At 68.9% G+C, this 16,320-nt stretch carries 16 protein-coding genes and 2 pseudogenes; 11 read left to right on the top strand and 7 right to left on the bottom strand.

Features of this window, described 5'->3' with window-relative positions; all coding sequences use genetic code 11:
- The first annotated feature begins 75 nt into the window (after window positions 1-75).
- From F9C12_RS04405 to F9C12_RS04385, 5 genes are all read left to right on the top strand, one after another.
- Window positions 76-282, top strand: a complete 207-nt coding sequence (locus tag F9C12_RS04405; RefSeq protein ID WP_409464848.1) for a hypothetical protein — start codon at window positions 76-78, stop codon at window positions 280-282.
- 359 nt (window positions 283-641) lie between these two features.
- Entirely contained in the window at window positions 642-848 is a 207-nt protein-coding gene (locus F9C12_RS04400; RefSeq protein ID WP_409464847.1) for a hypothetical protein, read from the top strand.
- Complete coding sequence (locus F9C12_RS04395; RefSeq protein ID WP_409464846.1) at window positions 845-1,420, top strand: hypothetical protein; 576 nt, start codon at window positions 845-847, stop codon at window positions 1,418-1,420. Before F9C12_RS04400 ends, F9C12_RS04395 begins: the two co-directional genes overlap by 4 nt.
- 24 nt (window positions 1,421-1,444) lie before the next feature.
- On the top strand, window positions 1,445-2,509 hold the full coding sequence (locus F9C12_RS04390; protein WP_409464845.1) for a hypothetical protein: 1,065 nt from the start codon (window positions 1,445-1,447) through the stop codon (window positions 2,507-2,509).
- A gap of 89 nt (window positions 2,510-2,598) precedes the next feature.
- Window positions 2,599-3,591, top strand: a complete 993-nt coding sequence (locus F9C12_RS04385) for an AbfB domain-containing protein (protein WP_409464844.1) — start codon at window positions 2,599-2,601, stop codon at window positions 3,589-3,591.
- 413 nt (window positions 3,592-4,004) lie between these two features.
- On the opposite strand, the gene F9C12_RS04380 is transcribed toward F9C12_RS04385, so the two are convergent.
- The gene (locus F9C12_RS04380) at window positions 4,005-4,574 is read right to left on the bottom strand and encodes a carboxymuconolactone decarboxylase family protein (protein WP_409464843.1); all 570 of its coding nucleotides are present in this window, start codon (window positions 4,572-4,574) and stop codon (window positions 4,005-4,007) included.
- A gap of 95 nt (window positions 4,575-4,669) precedes the next feature.
- Here F9C12_RS04380 and F9C12_RS04375 point away from each other — a divergent pair, with 95 nt between their 5' ends.
- Window positions 4,670-4,963, top strand: a complete 294-nt coding sequence (locus tag F9C12_RS04375) for a winged helix-turn-helix transcriptional regulator (RefSeq protein WP_409180658.1) — start codon at window positions 4,670-4,672, stop codon at window positions 4,961-4,963.
- Window positions 4,964-4,983: 20 nt separating this feature from the next.
- Here the strand turns inward: F9C12_RS04375 and F9C12_RS04370 are convergent, their stop codons facing one another.
- Both F9C12_RS04370 and F9C12_RS04365 read right to left on the bottom strand, forming a co-directional pair.
- A complete protein-coding gene (locus tag F9C12_RS04370) occupies window positions 4,984-6,177 on the bottom strand; it encodes an MFS transporter (protein ID WP_409464842.1) in 1,194 nt (397 codons plus the stop codon).
- On the bottom strand, window positions 6,174-7,346 hold the full coding sequence (locus F9C12_RS04365; protein ID WP_409464841.1) for an ROK family protein: 1,173 nt from the start codon (window positions 7,344-7,346) through the stop codon (window positions 6,174-6,176). The genes F9C12_RS04370 and F9C12_RS04365 overlap by 4 nt, the downstream gene beginning before the upstream one ends.
- 302 nt (window positions 7,347-7,648) lie before the next feature.
- Here F9C12_RS04365 and F9C12_RS04360 point away from each other — a divergent pair, with 302 nt between their 5' ends.
- The 3 genes and pseudogenes from F9C12_RS04360 to F9C12_RS04350 all read left to right on the top strand — a co-directional run bounded on the left by F9C12_RS04360 (window position 7,649) and on the right by F9C12_RS04350 (window position 8,642).
- On the top strand, window positions 7,649-7,777 hold the full coding sequence (locus F9C12_RS04360) for a hypothetical protein (RefSeq protein WP_409464840.1): 129 nt from the start codon (window positions 7,649-7,651) through the stop codon (window positions 7,775-7,777).
- A pseudogene (locus F9C12_RS04355) lies at window positions 7,738-8,295 on the top strand (LLM class flavin-dependent oxidoreductase); the annotation flags it as partial. The gene F9C12_RS04360 and the pseudogene F9C12_RS04355, both read left to right, overlap by 40 nt.
- Before the next feature lie 134 nt (window positions 8,296-8,429).
- Window positions 8,430-8,642, top strand: coding sequence for a hypothetical protein (locus tag F9C12_RS04350; protein WP_409464839.1), 213 nt, complete (start codon window positions 8,430-8,432; stop codon window positions 8,640-8,642).
- A 382-nt stretch (window positions 8,643-9,024) separates the two neighbouring features.
- Here the strand turns inward: F9C12_RS04350 and F9C12_RS04345 are convergent, their stop codons facing one another.
- Window positions 9,025-9,375: a hypothetical protein gene (locus F9C12_RS04345; RefSeq protein ID WP_409180654.1), complete on the bottom strand. Its 351-nt coding sequence runs from the start codon at window positions 9,373-9,375 to the stop codon at window positions 9,025-9,027.
- Between the two features lie 371 nt (window positions 9,376-9,746).
- Between F9C12_RS04345 and F9C12_RS04340 the strand changes: the two are divergent.
- Together F9C12_RS04340 and F9C12_RS04335 are read left to right on the top strand one after the other, a co-directional pair.
- A pseudogene (locus tag F9C12_RS04340) lies at window positions 9,747-12,307 on the top strand (hypothetical protein); the annotation flags it as partial.
- A 133-nt stretch (window positions 12,308-12,440) separates the two neighbouring features.
- Window positions 12,441-13,304 (top strand): WD40 repeat domain-containing protein, encoded by an 864-nt coding sequence (locus F9C12_RS04335; protein ID WP_409466963.1) that lies wholly within the window; start codon window positions 12,441-12,443, stop codon window positions 13,302-13,304.
- A gap of 479 nt (window positions 13,305-13,783) precedes the next feature.
- On the opposite strand, the gene F9C12_RS04330 is transcribed toward F9C12_RS04335, so the two are convergent.
- The 3 genes from F9C12_RS04330 to F9C12_RS04320 form a co-directional block, all read right to left on the bottom strand.
- Complete coding sequence (locus tag F9C12_RS04330; RefSeq protein ID WP_409464838.1) at window positions 13,784-14,137, bottom strand: hypothetical protein; 354 nt, start codon at window positions 14,135-14,137, stop codon at window positions 13,784-13,786.
- A 174-nt stretch (window positions 14,138-14,311) separates the two neighbouring features.
- Window positions 14,312-15,241 (bottom strand): hypothetical protein, encoded by a 930-nt coding sequence (locus tag F9C12_RS04325; RefSeq protein ID WP_409464837.1) that lies wholly within the window; start codon window positions 15,239-15,241, stop codon window positions 14,312-14,314.
- A gap of 610 nt (window positions 15,242-15,851) precedes the next feature.
- A complete protein-coding gene (locus F9C12_RS04320) occupies window positions 15,852-16,190 on the bottom strand; it encodes a hypothetical protein (protein WP_409464836.1) in 339 nt (112 codons plus the stop codon).
- Window positions 16,191-16,320 lie beyond the last annotated feature (130 nt).

Here is a 16,320-nt window from a genome sequence, read left to right as displayed (position 1 = left end):
CTCGGCGAGGCGATCGTTGCGGGGAGCGGATCGAGTGCTTCCGGGGTTCGGACGGTCATCGCCTATGCTTTTGCGATGAGTGAGCACTCTCCGGAGGAGAAGCTCCGAAACAAGATGCTGCACGACGCGGGTCTTGCAGTGGTGGAGGCGAGTTGCTCTTTCGACGGGCCTTCTCCGGAGAGCGTCTGGAAAATTGTCGTCAGGGGAGATGCCATTCCGGATGTCCGCGTCAATCACGAGTCTGATGTGGACGAATACCTCAGCGAAGTCGACCGAGCCTGAGAGGCGACCGCGAAAGAACTCGGAATTTTCGGGAGCGACGGCCACTTTTTGATCAGTGTCGCGGGCGAGCGGGTCGGAAGCATGCCGTGGGCGCGTGTCCGCCGCGGTCGAACTCGAGGCTTGGCTGGGTGTCACCATCCAACGCCTCGCTGATGGGGGAGGCGGCGTTGGTGGCGGGCCTGGCTCGCGGATTGTGGTTCGTCGAGTGTGCGCGTCTGCGGATTCGGGGTCAGCTCGGTCTTTCTGGCATCGGCGGATCGGCGAGCGCGCCGGGCGACACGAGGCTTTGGCACCAGGCCCTCGGTCACTAGCGAAAATGGTTCGCGGTGCCTTGTTCGGCTTGCCGTCGGACATGGGCGATGCGCAACACTGTCGCGAGCCGCGGCCAGGATGTCGCGTCCGCTGGCGAGGTGAAAGTGACGGGGTCGGCTCGGGACGGCTATACCGGCGATTTCATCAACCTCGACAGCGGGCACTATCAGCCGTATCGGGCCGGTTCCCTGGGGCGGGCTTATCTGCGCATCGGCAAAGACGCGTTCGCTGAGTTCGGGGTATTCTTCCGATGATCCCAGCTCAAGCGGAGTTGCGGGGACTGGGGTTTCGGGAACTGGCGGCCAAGCTGGCGGCCGCTCGTCTGACCGATCCGCCGCGAGGCGAACCCGCGGACCCGAACGCTTACTACTATGACTGGTATCTCGCAATCAGGTGGTTCACCGAAAAATTTGTCGAGACCTGCTGTGAACTGACCGATGCCGAATGGCCGCGGTACTCCGCGCTGGCCGGCGAACTCTTCCAAGCAGCCGCCGAATTCAGTGGAATAGAACGATGGAAACTGTATTTCGACCAGTTTCGGCTCTCCGCGGCGCTGCTGATGCGAGTGCCGCCGCGGCCGGATGTTCCGGTGCTCGACCCGGACCGGCTGCTGAAGGACTATCTGTCGGTGCTTTCGATATCGCCGGAGGAAGCGGGGCGCAGGAAAGCCAGGCGCCGCGAGCTCAGCAAGGCGGAGGAACAACAGCTGTGGGAAACGAGCTGGCTGATGTCGCAAATCAAATTCGTCGAGCACCTCTTCTCCGAATCGCCCGAGCTGGATGAATACCGCAAATGGAGGCAGCTGTGGCCGGAACCGCCGCGCTGACGAAAGAAAGATCGAGGAACGCCGATGGCAGCGACTAAGAGACCGGACGGCGACAGACGGGCGCGAAGACGAGGGCGGATCACCGTGCTCCCCGCGGTGGTCGCCGTGCTCGCGTCGGGGCTCGCCGGACCGGCGGTGGCGGCGGGGCGGGCCCCGGCCGCTGTCGGGAAAGCACCCGCGATCGCCGCGGCGGGCTCGGCGGAGAAGATCAAAGTGCTCGGCGAGATGAGCATGCTGGACGACGCGAGCAGGCTGCTTCCCTTGAGCGACTGCAGCTTCACCGCCGAGGTGGGAAAACGCGCGCTGGCCGTGGGGAAGAACGCGGTAGCCGGAACCGCTCGGCTGGCCTGGACCGACGGGGACAGCGCCTGCACCCGGTGGATCCAAGAGCTGTTCTTCCACGCGCTGCGGTCAGACCAAGAAAGCGAGTGGAGAACGCTCACGCTGAAGCAGCACGCCGCTGAAGTGGTGGGGCTGAACGCCACGCAGCAGATGCTGGCGTTGGGCGTGAAGAACTTCGTGTTCGAGGTCTACAACTGGGCGGTATCGTCGGGGCAGCCGAAGGTGAAGGCGGCCGCGTTGGCTGCCTACCGGAGTACGGAAGCCGACCAGTTGGCTTTTCTCGACGCGGGGGTCGTCGAGGCGCACAACGAAGACGTGCAAGCCAAAATCGATCAGGATGAGCAGAAGGACGAGGAACAGAAAAAGCTGGAAAAGTCGCGCGCGGCGAAGCGGAACGCGTTGAGCGTAGTTCGCGTCACGCCGACCGACGAGCTGATCAATCTGCCCGATCAGCAGTTCGTCTCGGAAATCGTGCGTCGAGCCGAGCGGGACACCAAGGTCTACGCGGCGGCGCTGACCGCGGTGCTGAGCGAGGATCCAGCGGCGTGGAAGGAGTTCATCAGCTCCGGCATCTACCGGGCACGCGACGCCGACCTGCACCGGGACGCGCAGCAGCGAGCGGAAGAGGATCGCCGCCGGGCACTGGAGATCAGAACGAAAGCGGCGCAGAGCCTCGTGCACCGGCGCTGGTCGCGGAGGCGGACGCGGCGCTGGCGGGCGGTCCCGCGGAGGTCGGCGACTTCCTGATCTACGGGCAGTACCAGGCCCTGTCCCAATCGATCGAGTCCGGCGCGGCGGGCGAGCGCGGGAAGTACCTCAACGGCGCCGCCGGTTCCGTGTGGCTCGGTGCCAGCGAGCCGGGATCGGCGGGCGGCGCGACCTGGACGATCCGGGCCGGCCTCGCTGATCCTGGCTGCCATTCGTTCGAAATGCCCGGGAGCCTGAACACCTACCTGATCCCCGCGGTCGAGGGGCTGAGCCCGAACGGCAACCCGCTGGCTTCGGGTTTGACTGTGGCGCCGAGCGACGGCAGCGACGCGTTCCGCCGGAAGGCCACCTGGTGCGTCGAGCAGCGTTCGGCGGAGGTGCTGGCCCTCAGGTCGCTGGCTTACCCGAAATACTATCTGCGGCGGGCGGGTTCGGCGGTCGGGCTCGGCAGGAACGGGCCGGAATGCGAAGCGACCGAAGTGCCGAAACCAGGCCAGCTTCCGCCGACGATCTGCCAGCGGATGTGGGCTTCCGCCGGTTTCGCCGCCGAGACCGTGTGGCGCGTCGGCGTGCCGAACCCGCCCGACACGTCCTCGCCCATCGCCCAGCGGTTGCTGAACGACGACGGACTCCGCGCCCGGGTGGGCGATCCGGTGGGCGCGGAGCAGGCGGACGGCCCGGTGCGGTGGCGCGACTACCAGCACGCCCGGTTGTACTGGCGTGCCGACACCGGCGTGCACGAGGTGCGCGACCAGATCCTGGACGTGTACCTGAACCGCTTCGGCGGTCACCGGTTCGCGAATTTCGGTCCGCCGGTCAACGACCAGAGCGTCACCCCGGACGGCATCGGCCGGTACAGCCATTTCGTCAACGGCGGCTCGATCTACTGGACCCCGAACACCGGTGCGTACGGCGTGTGGGGCTCGATCCGCGCCAAGTGGGCGGAACTGGGCTGGGAGCGGTCGTTCCTCGGCTATCCGATCAGCGACGAGCACGACATCCCCGGAGGACGGCGCAGCACCTTCCAAGGCGGCTGGATCGACTGGATCGCCAACCCCGGCCGGATCGTGGTCTGCACTGGTTCGCCCGAAACCTCGACGTCGTGCAAGACTCCTGCTTGACCGCTGTTCGGCGGGACCCGACGACCCCCGTCGGGTCTCGCCGAACAGCGCGAGCGAGGACCGCCGGAAGAGGCGGAACGCAGCGGATTTCGGGGTCGGCGGGACTGAACGACATGCGATAGCGGGGAGCGGCGGTCGCATGGTCTGTTGATATCGCCCTGAGTCCTTGCAGCCGAGTGCGAGGGCATCGCCCCAGACTCGCCGACGGAGCTGTCGTGGTCGGCTTGACCAGAACGGCCTGACCCCTGCTTCCACATCCAGGGACATCGCGAGCGGTCTCGGCTGCTGAGTGGCGGCTCTGAGCCGGATTTTGTTGAGAACCGCACGTCAGTCAGGGTTGGTAATGGTCATAATTGCGGGCGAACGCGTTTAAGCATTGACGAACTGGGTCTGGTCGTTTCGACACTCACTAGTCACCCGACATCGCTGAACCTCGCCGCTGCCCCCTCCAACGGCAGCGCGAGCCCGTTCACCAAATAGCTGATCATCCGGTAAAACCCGGCCAGCATCAGCAGTTCCAGCAGGGCCTCGTCGGAGTGGCGGCGGGCGAGTTCAGCCCACAGGTCGTCTTCCACGGTCGCGCTCTCGTGCAGAGCGTCGCACAGGCGGATCAGCACCCGGTCGTCCTCGCTGCCCCAGCACGGGTCGTCCGGGCCGCCGAACGTGAGCGACCGGATCTGCTCCGGCGTCAGCCCTGCCTTGGCCGCGTAGACCGCGACGTGGACGCCCCACTCGTACTCCGCGCCGCATCGGGCGGTCGTTCGGTCGATGACGATTTCACGCTCGCGGATCGTGAGGTTTCCGCGGTCGAGGAGTCCCGAGCGGAAGAGTTTGAAAAACAGCCGACGGTCCCGCGCGAGCGTGGTGAACAGCAACAACGGCGGCTTGCCGCGCATCACCTCGGCGATGGCCGTCGCGATGTCGTCGGGCAGCGGCTCCGGCGCGGGTGCCACCCGGCCGCTATAAAATTCGAAGCTTGTCATGGTCGCATCGTAGGCGCAGATGCTACGCTTTTCGAAGCATGAGCATTCCCCGACCTGGCAGTCCGGCCCGCGGTTCGTCGACGGGGCGGCCGCTCATGGTCGCGCTCGATGTCCTCGGCCGCCGGGGCGCCTTGCGGATCCTCTGGGAACTGCGCGACCGGCAGTTGACCTTCCGGGCGTTGCAACAGGCCTGTGAAACCAACCCCGGTCTGCTCAACACTCGGCTCAAGGAACTGCGGGCCCTGCGGATCGTCGACCACGCCGACGGCGGCTACCTGTTGACAGCGCATGGCACCTCGCTCGTGCGGGCGCTGCGCCCCTTGAACGGCTGGGCGGCCGCCTGGGCCGATGCCATCGCGCACGATGAACCCGGCGACCCTGCCCCGTGAAACGCCGAGTGGCCCACGTTCTAGGAGCCAGCACCCGCTCGTCGCGACGTGCGGGTGCTGGCGGCGGCAAGCAGTGCGAAGGCGAGTAGGACGATCAGGCCGACGCGCAGGCCGCTGAGCTGAGCGAGCGCACCGGCGAGCAGGGGTCCGGCGATCTGGCCTAGACCGGCGACGGTGAGGATCTGGCCCAGCGCTTGATCCGCGGTACGGGGGCTGGCCGCGACGTGCAGGGCCGCGGCCAGCGGGAACGTGCCCCCGATCCCGACGCCGGTGACCACCAGGCCGACGGTGGCCAGCACTGGACCGTGGGCAGCGAGCAGGATCGGGGCGCCGACCAGCGCGGTGGCCAGCGACAGCCGCAGGACCGCCGTCGTGGACAGGTGCCGGGCGAGTCTGCTGGCCAGCAGGCGTCCGGCGAGGTTGGCGGCGTAGAGGGCGCTGACCAGGGCGACGGCGGTGTCCTGGCCGATTCCGACGTCGTCGTGCAGGTAGCTCGCGGCCCAGAAGCTGGTCGTGAACTCCAGGGCGACCACCGCGGCGATGGCGGTCAGGGTCCGCAGTGGCGTCGGACCCGGCACGGCGCCGGTGTGCGCGGGGTCGGCCGCGTCTGGTGCCGGAGTGGCGCTGGGTACGCGGGTGAGGCGCAGTGCGATTGCCGCGGCGGCGACCAGGGCGGCGGCGATGACGAAGGAGAATTGCCAGCCGAGGGCGGTGGCGGCGCAGGCGCTAATGAGGGCGGGAGTGAGGATGCCGGCCAAGCTTACGGCGACCTCGCCTTCGGTCATCGCGACGGCGCGGTGGCGGTGGTGCAGGTCGGCCAGCACCGCCCAGATGCGGATGAGAGCGGCGGTGGCGAACGCGCTCAGCAGGAAGGCCGCTGTCATCGTCGCCGCGAACGCCCGGGCGTAGCCGAGGACCACTCCGGCGGCGGTCGCGACGAGAAGGCCGGTGATGATCATGGGCCGCCGCGGGGCGTGGGAGCGGCTGGCATGGATGCCCGCGGCCATGCCCCCGAGGGAGAACGCGACCTGGTGCAGCGCGCCGGCGAGGTAGGAGGTGTGCTGGATTTCCCGCAGGTAGGGCAACGCAGGGCCGAGTGCGGCGTTGAGGATGCCGAAGGCGAACAGCGCCGCGAACGCCGTCCACGTCGCGGCGTCACGCCGGTAGACCGCCGTCTCCGGTTCGGCGGAAGCTGTTCGGCCGTGGCGGCTCATCGGGACACCCGGCTGCGGCTGGCCCAGCGCGCGAGCATCTCGGCGTCCATGACGCGGTCGAACACCGACAGCCCGACGCCGATCAGTGACGCGTCCGGCCCCGACCGCGCGGCGACGATGCTCGGCGGCGGGTCGCGGTGCACCGTCATCAGCCCGTTGTGCACGGCGCGCTCGAACTCGCCCGGAGCCGAGTCGCGCAGCGGTGCGGCGAGGCCGCCGAGGGTGACGAGGTCTGGGTCGAGGGCGTTGATCAGTCCGGCGATCCCGCGGCCGAGGTCGGCGGCCAGTGCGGTGCGGATCCTCCGGACATCCGGTGCGGGGGCCGGGTCGGTGTAGAGACTGTGCAGCCACGCGCGCGGATCGTCTCCGACCGGCTGATGGGCGCCTCGGGCGACCGCCGGCACGTCGAAGGCGACGGTCCAGCAGCCGCGAGCGCCGCACGGGCATTCGGCGGCCGGGTCGCCGAGGGGCAGGTGCCCGAATTCGCCGTGCAGCCCGCGGGCGCTGGGCGCGGGCTGGCCGCCGACGACGAAGGCGCCGCCGATACCGACTTCGACCACCACGTGCAGCAGCGTGTACGGGGGCGGGGTATGCAACCGGGCTTCGGCCACCGCGGCCATCGTCGCGTCATTGCCGACGACGAGCGGCACGTCCGGGTCGGGTGCGACGCGGGTGACCTGCAGGTGGTGCCAGCCGAGCATGGTCGCTTGCACCAGCCGGTCCTCGGCCACCGGGCCGGGCACCGCGACCCCGATCCCGGCGACCCGGTCGCCGAGCGACGTGGCGAGCGGCGCGATCCGCGCGGCCAGGCGGGTGAGCAGTGCCTCCGGGGCGGTGCCGTCATGCCGGCCGGCGGCCGTGATGGCGACCTCGCCAGCCAGGTCGCAGGTCCCGATGCGCCAGTCGCCGTGCCGCAGGTCCACCACCACTGCCAGCGGGCCGGACGGATGGGCGTGCACGGTGGTCGTCGGCCGCCCTGGACCGCTCGACGGCGCGCGGCGTTCGACGATCAACTCGGCGCGGGTGAGTCGTTTGACCAGGTCGGAGGTGGGGCCGCTGTCCAGGCCGAGATGCTGGCCCAGCTGGGGCCGGGTCAGCCGGGTTTCGCGGCGCAGCACCGCGAGCGCGTCGGCGGCGGAACGCCAGTGCCGTGCCTGCGCGGAGGTCATGACAGCTCAATATACTCGTTCAGCGAGGATATTCCAGCGCGGTCAAGGCCAGGGAAGCTCGCCCGGCTGATGACCTGCGTCGTCTCGTGAAACGAGCGGTTCCCGGCGGCCAGCTGCCGCGACGACGGCGAATGCGCAGACCGCCAGAACTGACCCGGCCGCGGCCGGGTTCGAGCCCGAGCAAGAGCGAACGTCGCGGGGAGAACCGTTTGCTTGCCGGGACGTGTCGAAACCGCCGTGGCCCGTTCGTAGACGAAGTGACAATCCGGCAGCGGGCCGGGCGGCGCGGAGAGGACACCCCCATGGCTGACACGACCAAGCGCGAAACCAAGTCGTTGCGGTTCGGAGTGCTCGCGCCGATTTCTTCCGACCTGCCGCCTGGCGCGACCAGCTGCGTGGCCTGGCGGACAGCGGCTATTCGACGATCTTGATGCCCCACGTGCCGCAGTGGCAGCCTGCGCCGGGTCCTGCGCTCGCTACGGCCGCGGCGGTCACCGACCTGCGAGTGGGCACCTGGGTGTACGCCTCTCCTGTCCGCCCGGCGTGGAGCACGGCGTGGGAGGCGCACTCGTTGTCGGTGGTCACCGAAGGGCGTTTCGAAATGGGTATCAGGACGGGCCGTCCGGGGATCGCCGTCCAGCTCCGCGAGCTTGGCCTGCCGGTCACTCCCGCGAGCCGGCGGTTGGACCAGGTGCGTGAGGTCGTCACTGCCTTGAGGGAGCTGGACGGTCCGGACCTGCACACGCCGGTCGTCATAGCCGCGGGCGGCCCGAAATCGCTGGCGCTCGCTGCGGAGGTCGCCGACACGGTGACTTTCGTGATGCCGCAGATCGAGACCCGGGAGCAGACCATGCAGCGGGTGCGGCAGTTCGACAACCGGCGTGGTCTCGAACTGGCGTTGCACGTGCCCGTGATCGGTGATTCTGTGGCCGCGTTCATGGCCGGGCCCGATACAGATGTCGCCGCGGTCCGAGCGGCGGTCTCGGTGGCGTTCCTCCGCAGCGATCCCGCGGCCGCGGCTGAGGAAATCCTGCGGCGGCGCGAGGAAATGGGCTTCTCTTACTTCAGAGGATCGCCGACGTCATGGGCCGGGTTCTGGACGCCCCGGTCGCCGCCCCGGACGAGGTCGACCCTGCCAGCCTCGCTGCCTGCGACCTCGTGGGGTTCGGCTCGGGGATCTTCCCGGGCTCCTTCCACTCGCAGCTGCGCGCGTTCGTCCGGTCGCTGCCGCAGGCGCGACGGGGCGCGGTGTTCGTGTTCGCCACCTGCGCGAGTTTCATGCAGGCACGCCCGTAGTCGCACCGGGTACTCCAGTATTCGTGCGTGTGGTCGGCCTGGGCGGGAGTCGCGGCAACACAGGCGAGCGCCGCGATCAAGCCCGCGGCGGCAATGATTGCCGCCGCCTGGCCGCGTGAGGTGGTCAGTGAGTCTGTCATCGGATCTCCGATCAGGCGTAGTGCGTGAGACTGGGCTTCTTGCCGGCCCGAGGGCTCCGAGCGGGTCCGCCGCCGTCTCCAGGATCGGCGCATCTGCGGCTGCCCGGGCAGCTTCTGCGGTTACAGCGGCCGTTGAACACCGCCGAGGCGGGTCGGGAGGCGGACTCGCGCCCCGGCTGCGGCAAGACGGGCGCGGGGCGGCCATGACGGCGGCCCCGCGCTCCATCGGTCCGCGTGCCGTGTCAGCAGTCGAGGTATTTGCTCGCGATCCAGTACAGACTGTTGTAATCGGGGCCCCACAGATGGCCCTCAGACCAGTTTCCGCTGCGCCCGACGACGTCGAAGCCCTGTCCCTTGTTGACTGTGCCGCGGCTGGGGAAGGTGATACCGGGCCCTGTGCGGAAGTTGACGTTGTAGCCGTTGACGAAGCACACCTGGGTTGGCTTCGCGTGGTCGACGACGGCAGTCGGGGCGGTTTGCGGGGCGGCGGACGCGGCGGCCGGGGCCGCGGCGAGGCCGAGCCCGGCGATGGCTGCTGCGCCGGCGATCCAGGCCGCTGCGCGGCTGCGGGAGATCTTCGAGGACGTGGACACGGTTGTCTCCTGTCGGTTGTGGTGTGGCGGGTGTTTCGGATCGGCCGGTGCGTTCAGGGCTCCTGCTGTCTGGCGGAGCCGGCGGCCGGGTTCCAGGTGTAGCCCGCCGTTCGTGTCCGGTGTCGGTTCGCACCGGCCCGGACAACAGTTCCGGACAACCACGCCACGCCCGGCCGGTCCGCCGGCGGCCGGGGCAGAGCCGCATACACGCTGGACAGCTGCACGGCGACCGTGAATGCGATGCCCGGCGACAAAGGGTCCGCTCGCCGCGCCGACTGATCGTCGGGTTGCTCTGTTCGAGGTTGTCCGCCGGACGGCCGACGCGCGGCAGGGCACTGCTTTGGGACCCTCAGGAACGGGGAGGGAAGGCGATGCCGCGTGCGGAACAGCCGTTGCCGGCGGACGGCACGGTGCTGACCGAGTTCGCGCAGGCGCTGCGCCAGGTCCGGAAGGCGGCGGGAACGCCGACGTACCGGGCGTTGGCTCGGCGCGCGCACTACTCGTCCAGCACCCTGGCCGAGGCGGCCGGAGGGAAGATACTGCCGAGCCTCGAGGTGACCGTGGCGTTCGTGCAGGCCTGCGATGCAGACGCCGGGGAGTGGGAGCGGCGGTGGCACGCGACGGCGTCCCGGATCGCCGCCGACGCGCCGCCGCCCGCGGCCTGTCCCGAAGAATCCGAGGACGACGCTGCGGCCCCGTACCTCGGGCTGCGTGCCTACCAGCCCGGCGACGCGGCGCGGTTTCACGGGCGGGACGAGCTGGTCGCGCAGGTCCGCGACGCGGTCACGGATCACCGGTTCGTGACGGTGGTGGGTGCTTCGGGCGCGGGGAAGTCGTCGTTGCTGCGCGCGGGCCTGGTCGCGCAGGCCGATGAAGCCCGCCAGCCAGTCGTCGCCGTCACACCGGGGCGGTGCCGGTGGAGGAGATCGCGGTCGCGCTGGCCGCGGCGTCCGGTGGATCGGCGACGGCGTTGCGCCAGGACATCGTCGGCGATCCGGAGGGGTTGCCCCGCGCCGCCAGGCAGTTGCTTGCAGCCCGCCAGGCCGAGGGCGATCTGCTGGTGGTGGTGGACCAGTTCGAGGAACTGTTCACGCTCTGCCATGACCCCGGGGAAAGAACAGGCTTCCTCGCCGCGCTGATCGCCGCCGCGACCGCCGAGACCAGCCGCGTCCGCGTTGTGGTGGGGGTGCGGGCCGACTTCTACGCGCACTGCTGTGCGCATCCGGATCTCGCGCGCACGATGAACGGCAGCGCCCAGGTCGTGGTCGGGCCGATGACCTCCGATCAGCTGCGCACGGCCGTCACCGGGCCCGCAGCGGCGGCCGGGCTGAGCGTCGAGAACGCACTGCTGGCCGAACTGCTCGCCGAGGCAGTCGGCGAGCCCGGTGCGCTGCCGCTGGTGTCGCACGCGCTGCTGCAGACCTGGCGCCGTAGGCGCGGTGTCGTGCTGCCCCTGGCCGGTTACCGGGAAGCGGGCGGAATCCGGCACGCTCTCGCCGAGACAGCCGAGACGGTCTACGAAAGCTTCGACGCGGCACAGCGGTCAGCGGTTCGTGAACTGTTCCACCGCCTCACTGCTCCGGGCGAGGGCACCGAAGACACCAAACGCCGCCTTCGGCGCGACGAAATCGACGATCCGGACCTGCCGGAGGTCCTGGCTTCGTTGGTCGCCGCCCGCCTGGTCGTGATGGACCGCGACACGGTCGAGATCGCTCACGAAACCCTGATCAGATCCTGGCCCCGGCTGCAGAGATGGCTCGACGAGGACCGGGAGGGCCTGCGTGTGCACCGGCGGCTGACCGAGGCAGCCCGCGCCTGGGAAGCGACCGGACGGGACCACGGCGGTCTCTATCGCGGCGCGCAGCTGTCGGCGGCGCGCGAGTGGAGCATGCGGAGCGCGCCTCGCTTGAACGCGAGCGAGCAAGCATTCCTCGAGACCAGTGTCCGTGCGTCGGCGCGGCAGGCCCGCAGGCGCAAGCAGATCGTCGTGCTCGGGGCTGTGCTGCTGGTCCTGACTCTCGCGTTCGGCGTTGTCGCGGCGGCGCAACGGCAGGACGCGGTGCAGCAGCACGACCTGGCGGCGTCGCGGGAGATGGCGGCCCGGTCGGCCTCGTTGGCGGCCACGCAGCCGGAGCAGGCGATGCTCCTTGCTCTCGCGGCGTTCCGGCAAGCTCCCACGGTGGAGGCCCGCAGTGCGCTGCTGAGCATTCAGGCGTCGCCATTCCGCGGCAGGATCAGCGACACCGCCCCTTTGTGGGGAGTGGCCATGAGCCCGGACGGGCGCGTCGTGGCAACGGCCAGCATCTCCCCACCGGCGGTGCGGCTGTGGGACCGGGCGACCCGGCGCGAGATCCGCACCCTTCCGACACCGGCGCCCGCGCTGTTCGGCCTTGTGTTCAGCCCCGACGGACACGTTCTCGCCGCGGCCTCCAGCAGTCGGCTGACCGACCCGATGACGGTCAGTCTCTGGGACGTCGCAACCGGTCGGCGAACCGACCTCCGGACAGGGCGCCGCGGACTCCCGCTGGCGGTGGCTTTCAGTCCGGACGGCCGGCTGCTGGCCGTCGCCGGGTCCGGCGGCGCGGTGGATCTGTGGGACGTGCCCGGCGGACGGGTCGCCGAGACGGTGGTCGCCCATGGATCGGCCGTGTCCGGGGTCGCGTTCGGCCGGGACGGTCCCTTCCTCCTCACCACTGGTGAGGAGGAAGGCGTTGTCTGGAAGCACGACCTGCGCACCGGCCGCGAGTCAGCTCTGCTGACCGGGCTGCCGGGAGTGACCGCGATCGCCCTCAGCCCGGACGGCCGCACGCTCGCCACAAGCAGCGCCAACGAGAGCATCACCAGGCTCTGGGACCTCGCCACGCGACGTCAGCTGTTCGCCGTGGGCGGGCACACGGGCAACACACTGGCGGTCGCGTTCGCCCCGGACGGCCGCACCCTGGCCACCGGCAGCGACGATCACACCGTCGCTATCTGGGACGTCGGCGTCGCGATCGACTCCTCCTCCGGCAAGCCGGTCGTCGACAGCGACGGTTCCAGAGCGGCCGCGCCACGGCACCGTGCGGATGTGGGAGGTCGGTACCGGCCGGGACCTCGCCACGATTCCGGCAGACCCGGCCGCGCCACCGAACCTGAGCTTCAGCGGCGACGGGCGGCACCTGGCGATGTGGGGCACCGACGGGAACGTACGCCTGCACGACCTCGGCAACGGCCAGGCGGCCGACGGTCCGGACGCTGTCCATTACGGCCTGGCTCTCAGCTCCGACGGGACGAAAGCACTGTCCGCCGCCGCCGACGGTTCGATGAAGCTCTGGGACACCGCGACCCGTTCGTCGACGGTGCTCGCCGCCGGAACCCGCCCCCAGGCCATAGCCTTCAGCCCGGACCGGAAACTGGCCGCGCTCGCCGGGGTCGACGCGGCCGTCAGCCTCTGGGACGTGGCCACCGGACGACGGACGGCCGTCCTCGGCGGACAACCCGGCTCGATCCTCACAGTGCGCTTCAGCCGCGACAGCAGCCTGCTCGCCACCGCCGGCAGCGATGGAGCCGTCCACCTCTGGAACGTCGCGTCCCGTCAGGAAATCAGTACGCTCCAGGCCCGTCCCGGGAGCGTGTTCGCACTCGCCTTCGACGCCACCGCAACCACCCTTGCCTCGGCCAGAGCGGACGGGAGCATCTCTCTGTGGGACCTTCCCGCCCGCCGCGAAACCGCCGTCGTGACCGGCCACCCCGGGCCGATCCGAGCGGTCGCCCTCTCCCCGGACGGCCACCGCCTGACCGCGGCAGGACAGGACGGCGTAGTACGCCAATGGGACACACGCGCCGAGGAAGCGGCGGGCACAATCTGCGCGACCATCGGCTCAGACCTGACCGCTGAACTCTGGCAGAGCGTGATTCCCGATGCGCCGTACCGTCCTCCCTGTGCATAAGAACCTGTCCCTGCCTGACCTGTACGACCGCGTGTCCGCCGCGTTCACGCCGCGCCGGAACAGTCCGGCGAGCACGGCCTCCGAGGCGAGTGCACGTCGGAGTTTCCCCGCAGAACGCCCGTTTCTGCGCGGACGGCACTAGTGAGGATCTTGGCGGAAATCGTCGGGTGTGTCGAGCGGTCTGGCCAGCAACGGGCCTCGGTGCTCACGACTGCGCGTCGCGAATGCAGCTCGCCGTGCGGCCGGAGATTTCGCAAGGGCGACGCTGACCGAAGGGTTTCATCGGCGCCAGGTGTGTTGTCGCGAAGTACGCAGTGGTGATTGTCGTTGCCGTCGTGGCTTCCTGCTCTGTCGGCTGGACGCCCCGAGTGTCGTCGCTCCGGTGGAAACGATCGGCAGTGCCACTGCGCCAGCGTCTTTCAGAACGGCCGTGGAGCTGCTGGATTGCTCTTTCCTGCGGCAACTGTCCGGGTGCCGTGTCAGCAGTCGAGGAATCTGGTGGCGATCCAGTAGTCGACGGATCCCTCTTCACCCCACGGGTGCCCCGCGGACCACACTGGGCCCGGCGCGACGACCACGAAGCCCTGGCCCTTGTTGAGTCGCCGGACAACGGGGAATTGGATGCCGGGTCCGTTGCGGAGGTTGGCGTTGTTGCTGTTGACGAAGCACAGTTCGGAAGGCTTCGCCTGGTCGGCACTTGCCGCCGAGGGGGTTGGTGTCGCGGCGGTCGCGGCGGGCGGGGCTGCGGCGGCGAAGCCGAGCCCGGTGACGGCTGCTGCGCCGGTGAGCCAGGCTGCTGCGCGCCGGCGGGACGTCTTGGACGGCATGAACATGGTCGTCTCCTGTTGTTTGTTGTGTCGTGCGTGATGTCGGACGGGCCGCGGTGCTGTCTGTCGTTCTCCGGGCCCTCGCGCGCGGAACGCGCGATGACCCGGCCCTGTCTCCGGGGCCGGCTCGCCCGAGCGGAATGCGCGCGGCCCCCGAAGCTTGACGTGACGATCAGGGGCCTACCGCAGTGACGACACCTGTCCGAACGTCGCGAGGTCGTGCGGCTCCAGCAGGATCGACCATCCCAGGACCTGTCCGGAGCGTGCGTCGACCGTGGCTGTCAACACGTTCCCTCTGGGAGCTTTGCTCCCGGGAGGAACCTTGGCGGCGTATCCGATGAAGTTTCCCGTCATTTGGATCAAGTAGACCGGGTCGTTGGATTTCGGCGCCGTTCCGTCGACGCGCTGGAGCGAGTTCCGGTCGGTTTTCACGTATGTTATATCTGCGGGACTGCTTTCATCGTTGGCGGCTGCCAGGCTCGTTGCCGTGTTCAGCAGGTCTGACGCGGAAGGAGGTGTATTGCTGCGGTCAGCGGTCATCTTTTCTTTCTTGTCTACGCAGGGTTTGCGGGTTGAAGCCGTGATGCCTTGCCCGTTCGTGTAGATGCTGAACAGATCGCGGCTTTGATTGTACGTGTCCGTTTGCGCTGGATGCCAGACGTTATCGGTGTCCTGGTATTGGAACCTGAGGGAGCTGCCGAAGACCCGTGCGCCCGGAGTCGTTACTTCCAGTCCGTTGTACGCCTGGCCGCCGTACGCACCGTTGCCCGCAGAGGTCCCGACGCGTTCTCCGTTCTGGTAGACCTCCCAGTCGGGGCTGTTGGGGACCCATTTGAAGGTCACGTTCTCGTGAACGAGTTCATGCGCGGGTTTGATGAAGAACTCACGGTAGGGGACTCCTGGGCGCTGATCGGCCCAGTACCAGAGGAAACCCTTCTCTTGCCCGGGGGAGCGCTGCAGCGTCCCGGCGGTCATCCCCGCTTCGACCCACGTGTCCGACTTCGGATCGTTCAGATTGGTGAGGATCCACGTCTCCCAGTTCGCGAAGTCGGTGTCTCGGTCGTCAACGTGAAGGCAGCCGACTCCGAGGTCGGAGCCAACCGCGTTCATCCACAGCGGCTCCTGCCTGGATCCGATGAACCCGACGGCGTAACAATGGTCGACCGTATTGCAAGCCGCTGACGGGCCCGCGGAAGTTGCCTGAGCTGATCCCGTGGCGAACAACGAGGAAAGGACAACTGAAATCCCCAGCGATGCTAGAATGCGCGTATTACTCGGCATTTATTCTCCTGTTATCGTGATGTATTACGGGCTCTCCAATTTCCTGTCTTCCTTCTTCCGTGCGGCAATCGAGGGATGGGGGCGTCGGCAAGCGGCGCTGGAGCGGCCCCTGGCCGGGCAGGTGCCGGAATCGACGGCCTGGTCCGCTCAGAGGCCGTGCGACCGCGAGTCGTGCCGATTTCGGATTCTGGAACTCGGGTCGGATCTGCTGGCTGCGGGGCGGCTGTGCGAAGGGTTGTGTCGCAGCCAGGAGCGGTGTCGCGGAGCGCGCGACGGCGGTTGCCGTTGTCGGTGAGGTTTCAGGGCGATCGGAGAGGTTGCTTCGGCTGTGGTCGCTCACACGGGGCCGAGTGCCATGGGCGCTGCGGCGGCGTGTTCCGGGAGCACCGCGCGGACCGCTCTGTTCCTGTGTCGTCCGGCATTCGTCCGCGTGCTGTGTTCAGCAGTTGAGGTACTGGCTGTCGATCCAGTAGAAGCTGGTGTAGTCCGGGCCCCACAGGTGGCCCGCCGACCAGTGTCCGCGGCGTTCGACGACGTCGAAGCCTTGGCCTTTGTTGACCCAGCCGGCGATGAGGTATTCGGTGCCCGGCCCGTAGCGGTAGTCGATGTTGTAGGCGTTGACGAAGCACACCTGGGCGGGCTTCGCCTGGCCGACTGCCGCGAGGACGGCGGGTGCGGCGGCGGAAGCGGCGGTCGGCACTGCGGCGAAACAGAATCCGGCGATGGCTGCTGTGCCGGTGATCCGTGCTGCGCGCCGGCGTGCGGTCTGGGACGGCATGACGATGGTCTCTCCGATCAGGTGTTGTTTCGAGCGGGATTTCGGATCGCCGCCGCGGCGCGGTGGAACGCGGGTTCTCCGGCGGAATCCGCAGGACGGTTCCAGATATAGCCGGTCGTTCATGTCCGGT

This window comes from Amycolatopsis sp. GA6-003, from assembly GCF_046267895.1.
GTDB lineage: Bacteria > Actinomycetota > Actinomycetes > Mycobacteriales > Pseudonocardiaceae > Amycolatopsis.
The sequence above is the reverse complement of the archived record's forward strand: the minus strand, read 5'-3'. Positions and strand labels throughout refer to the sequence as shown.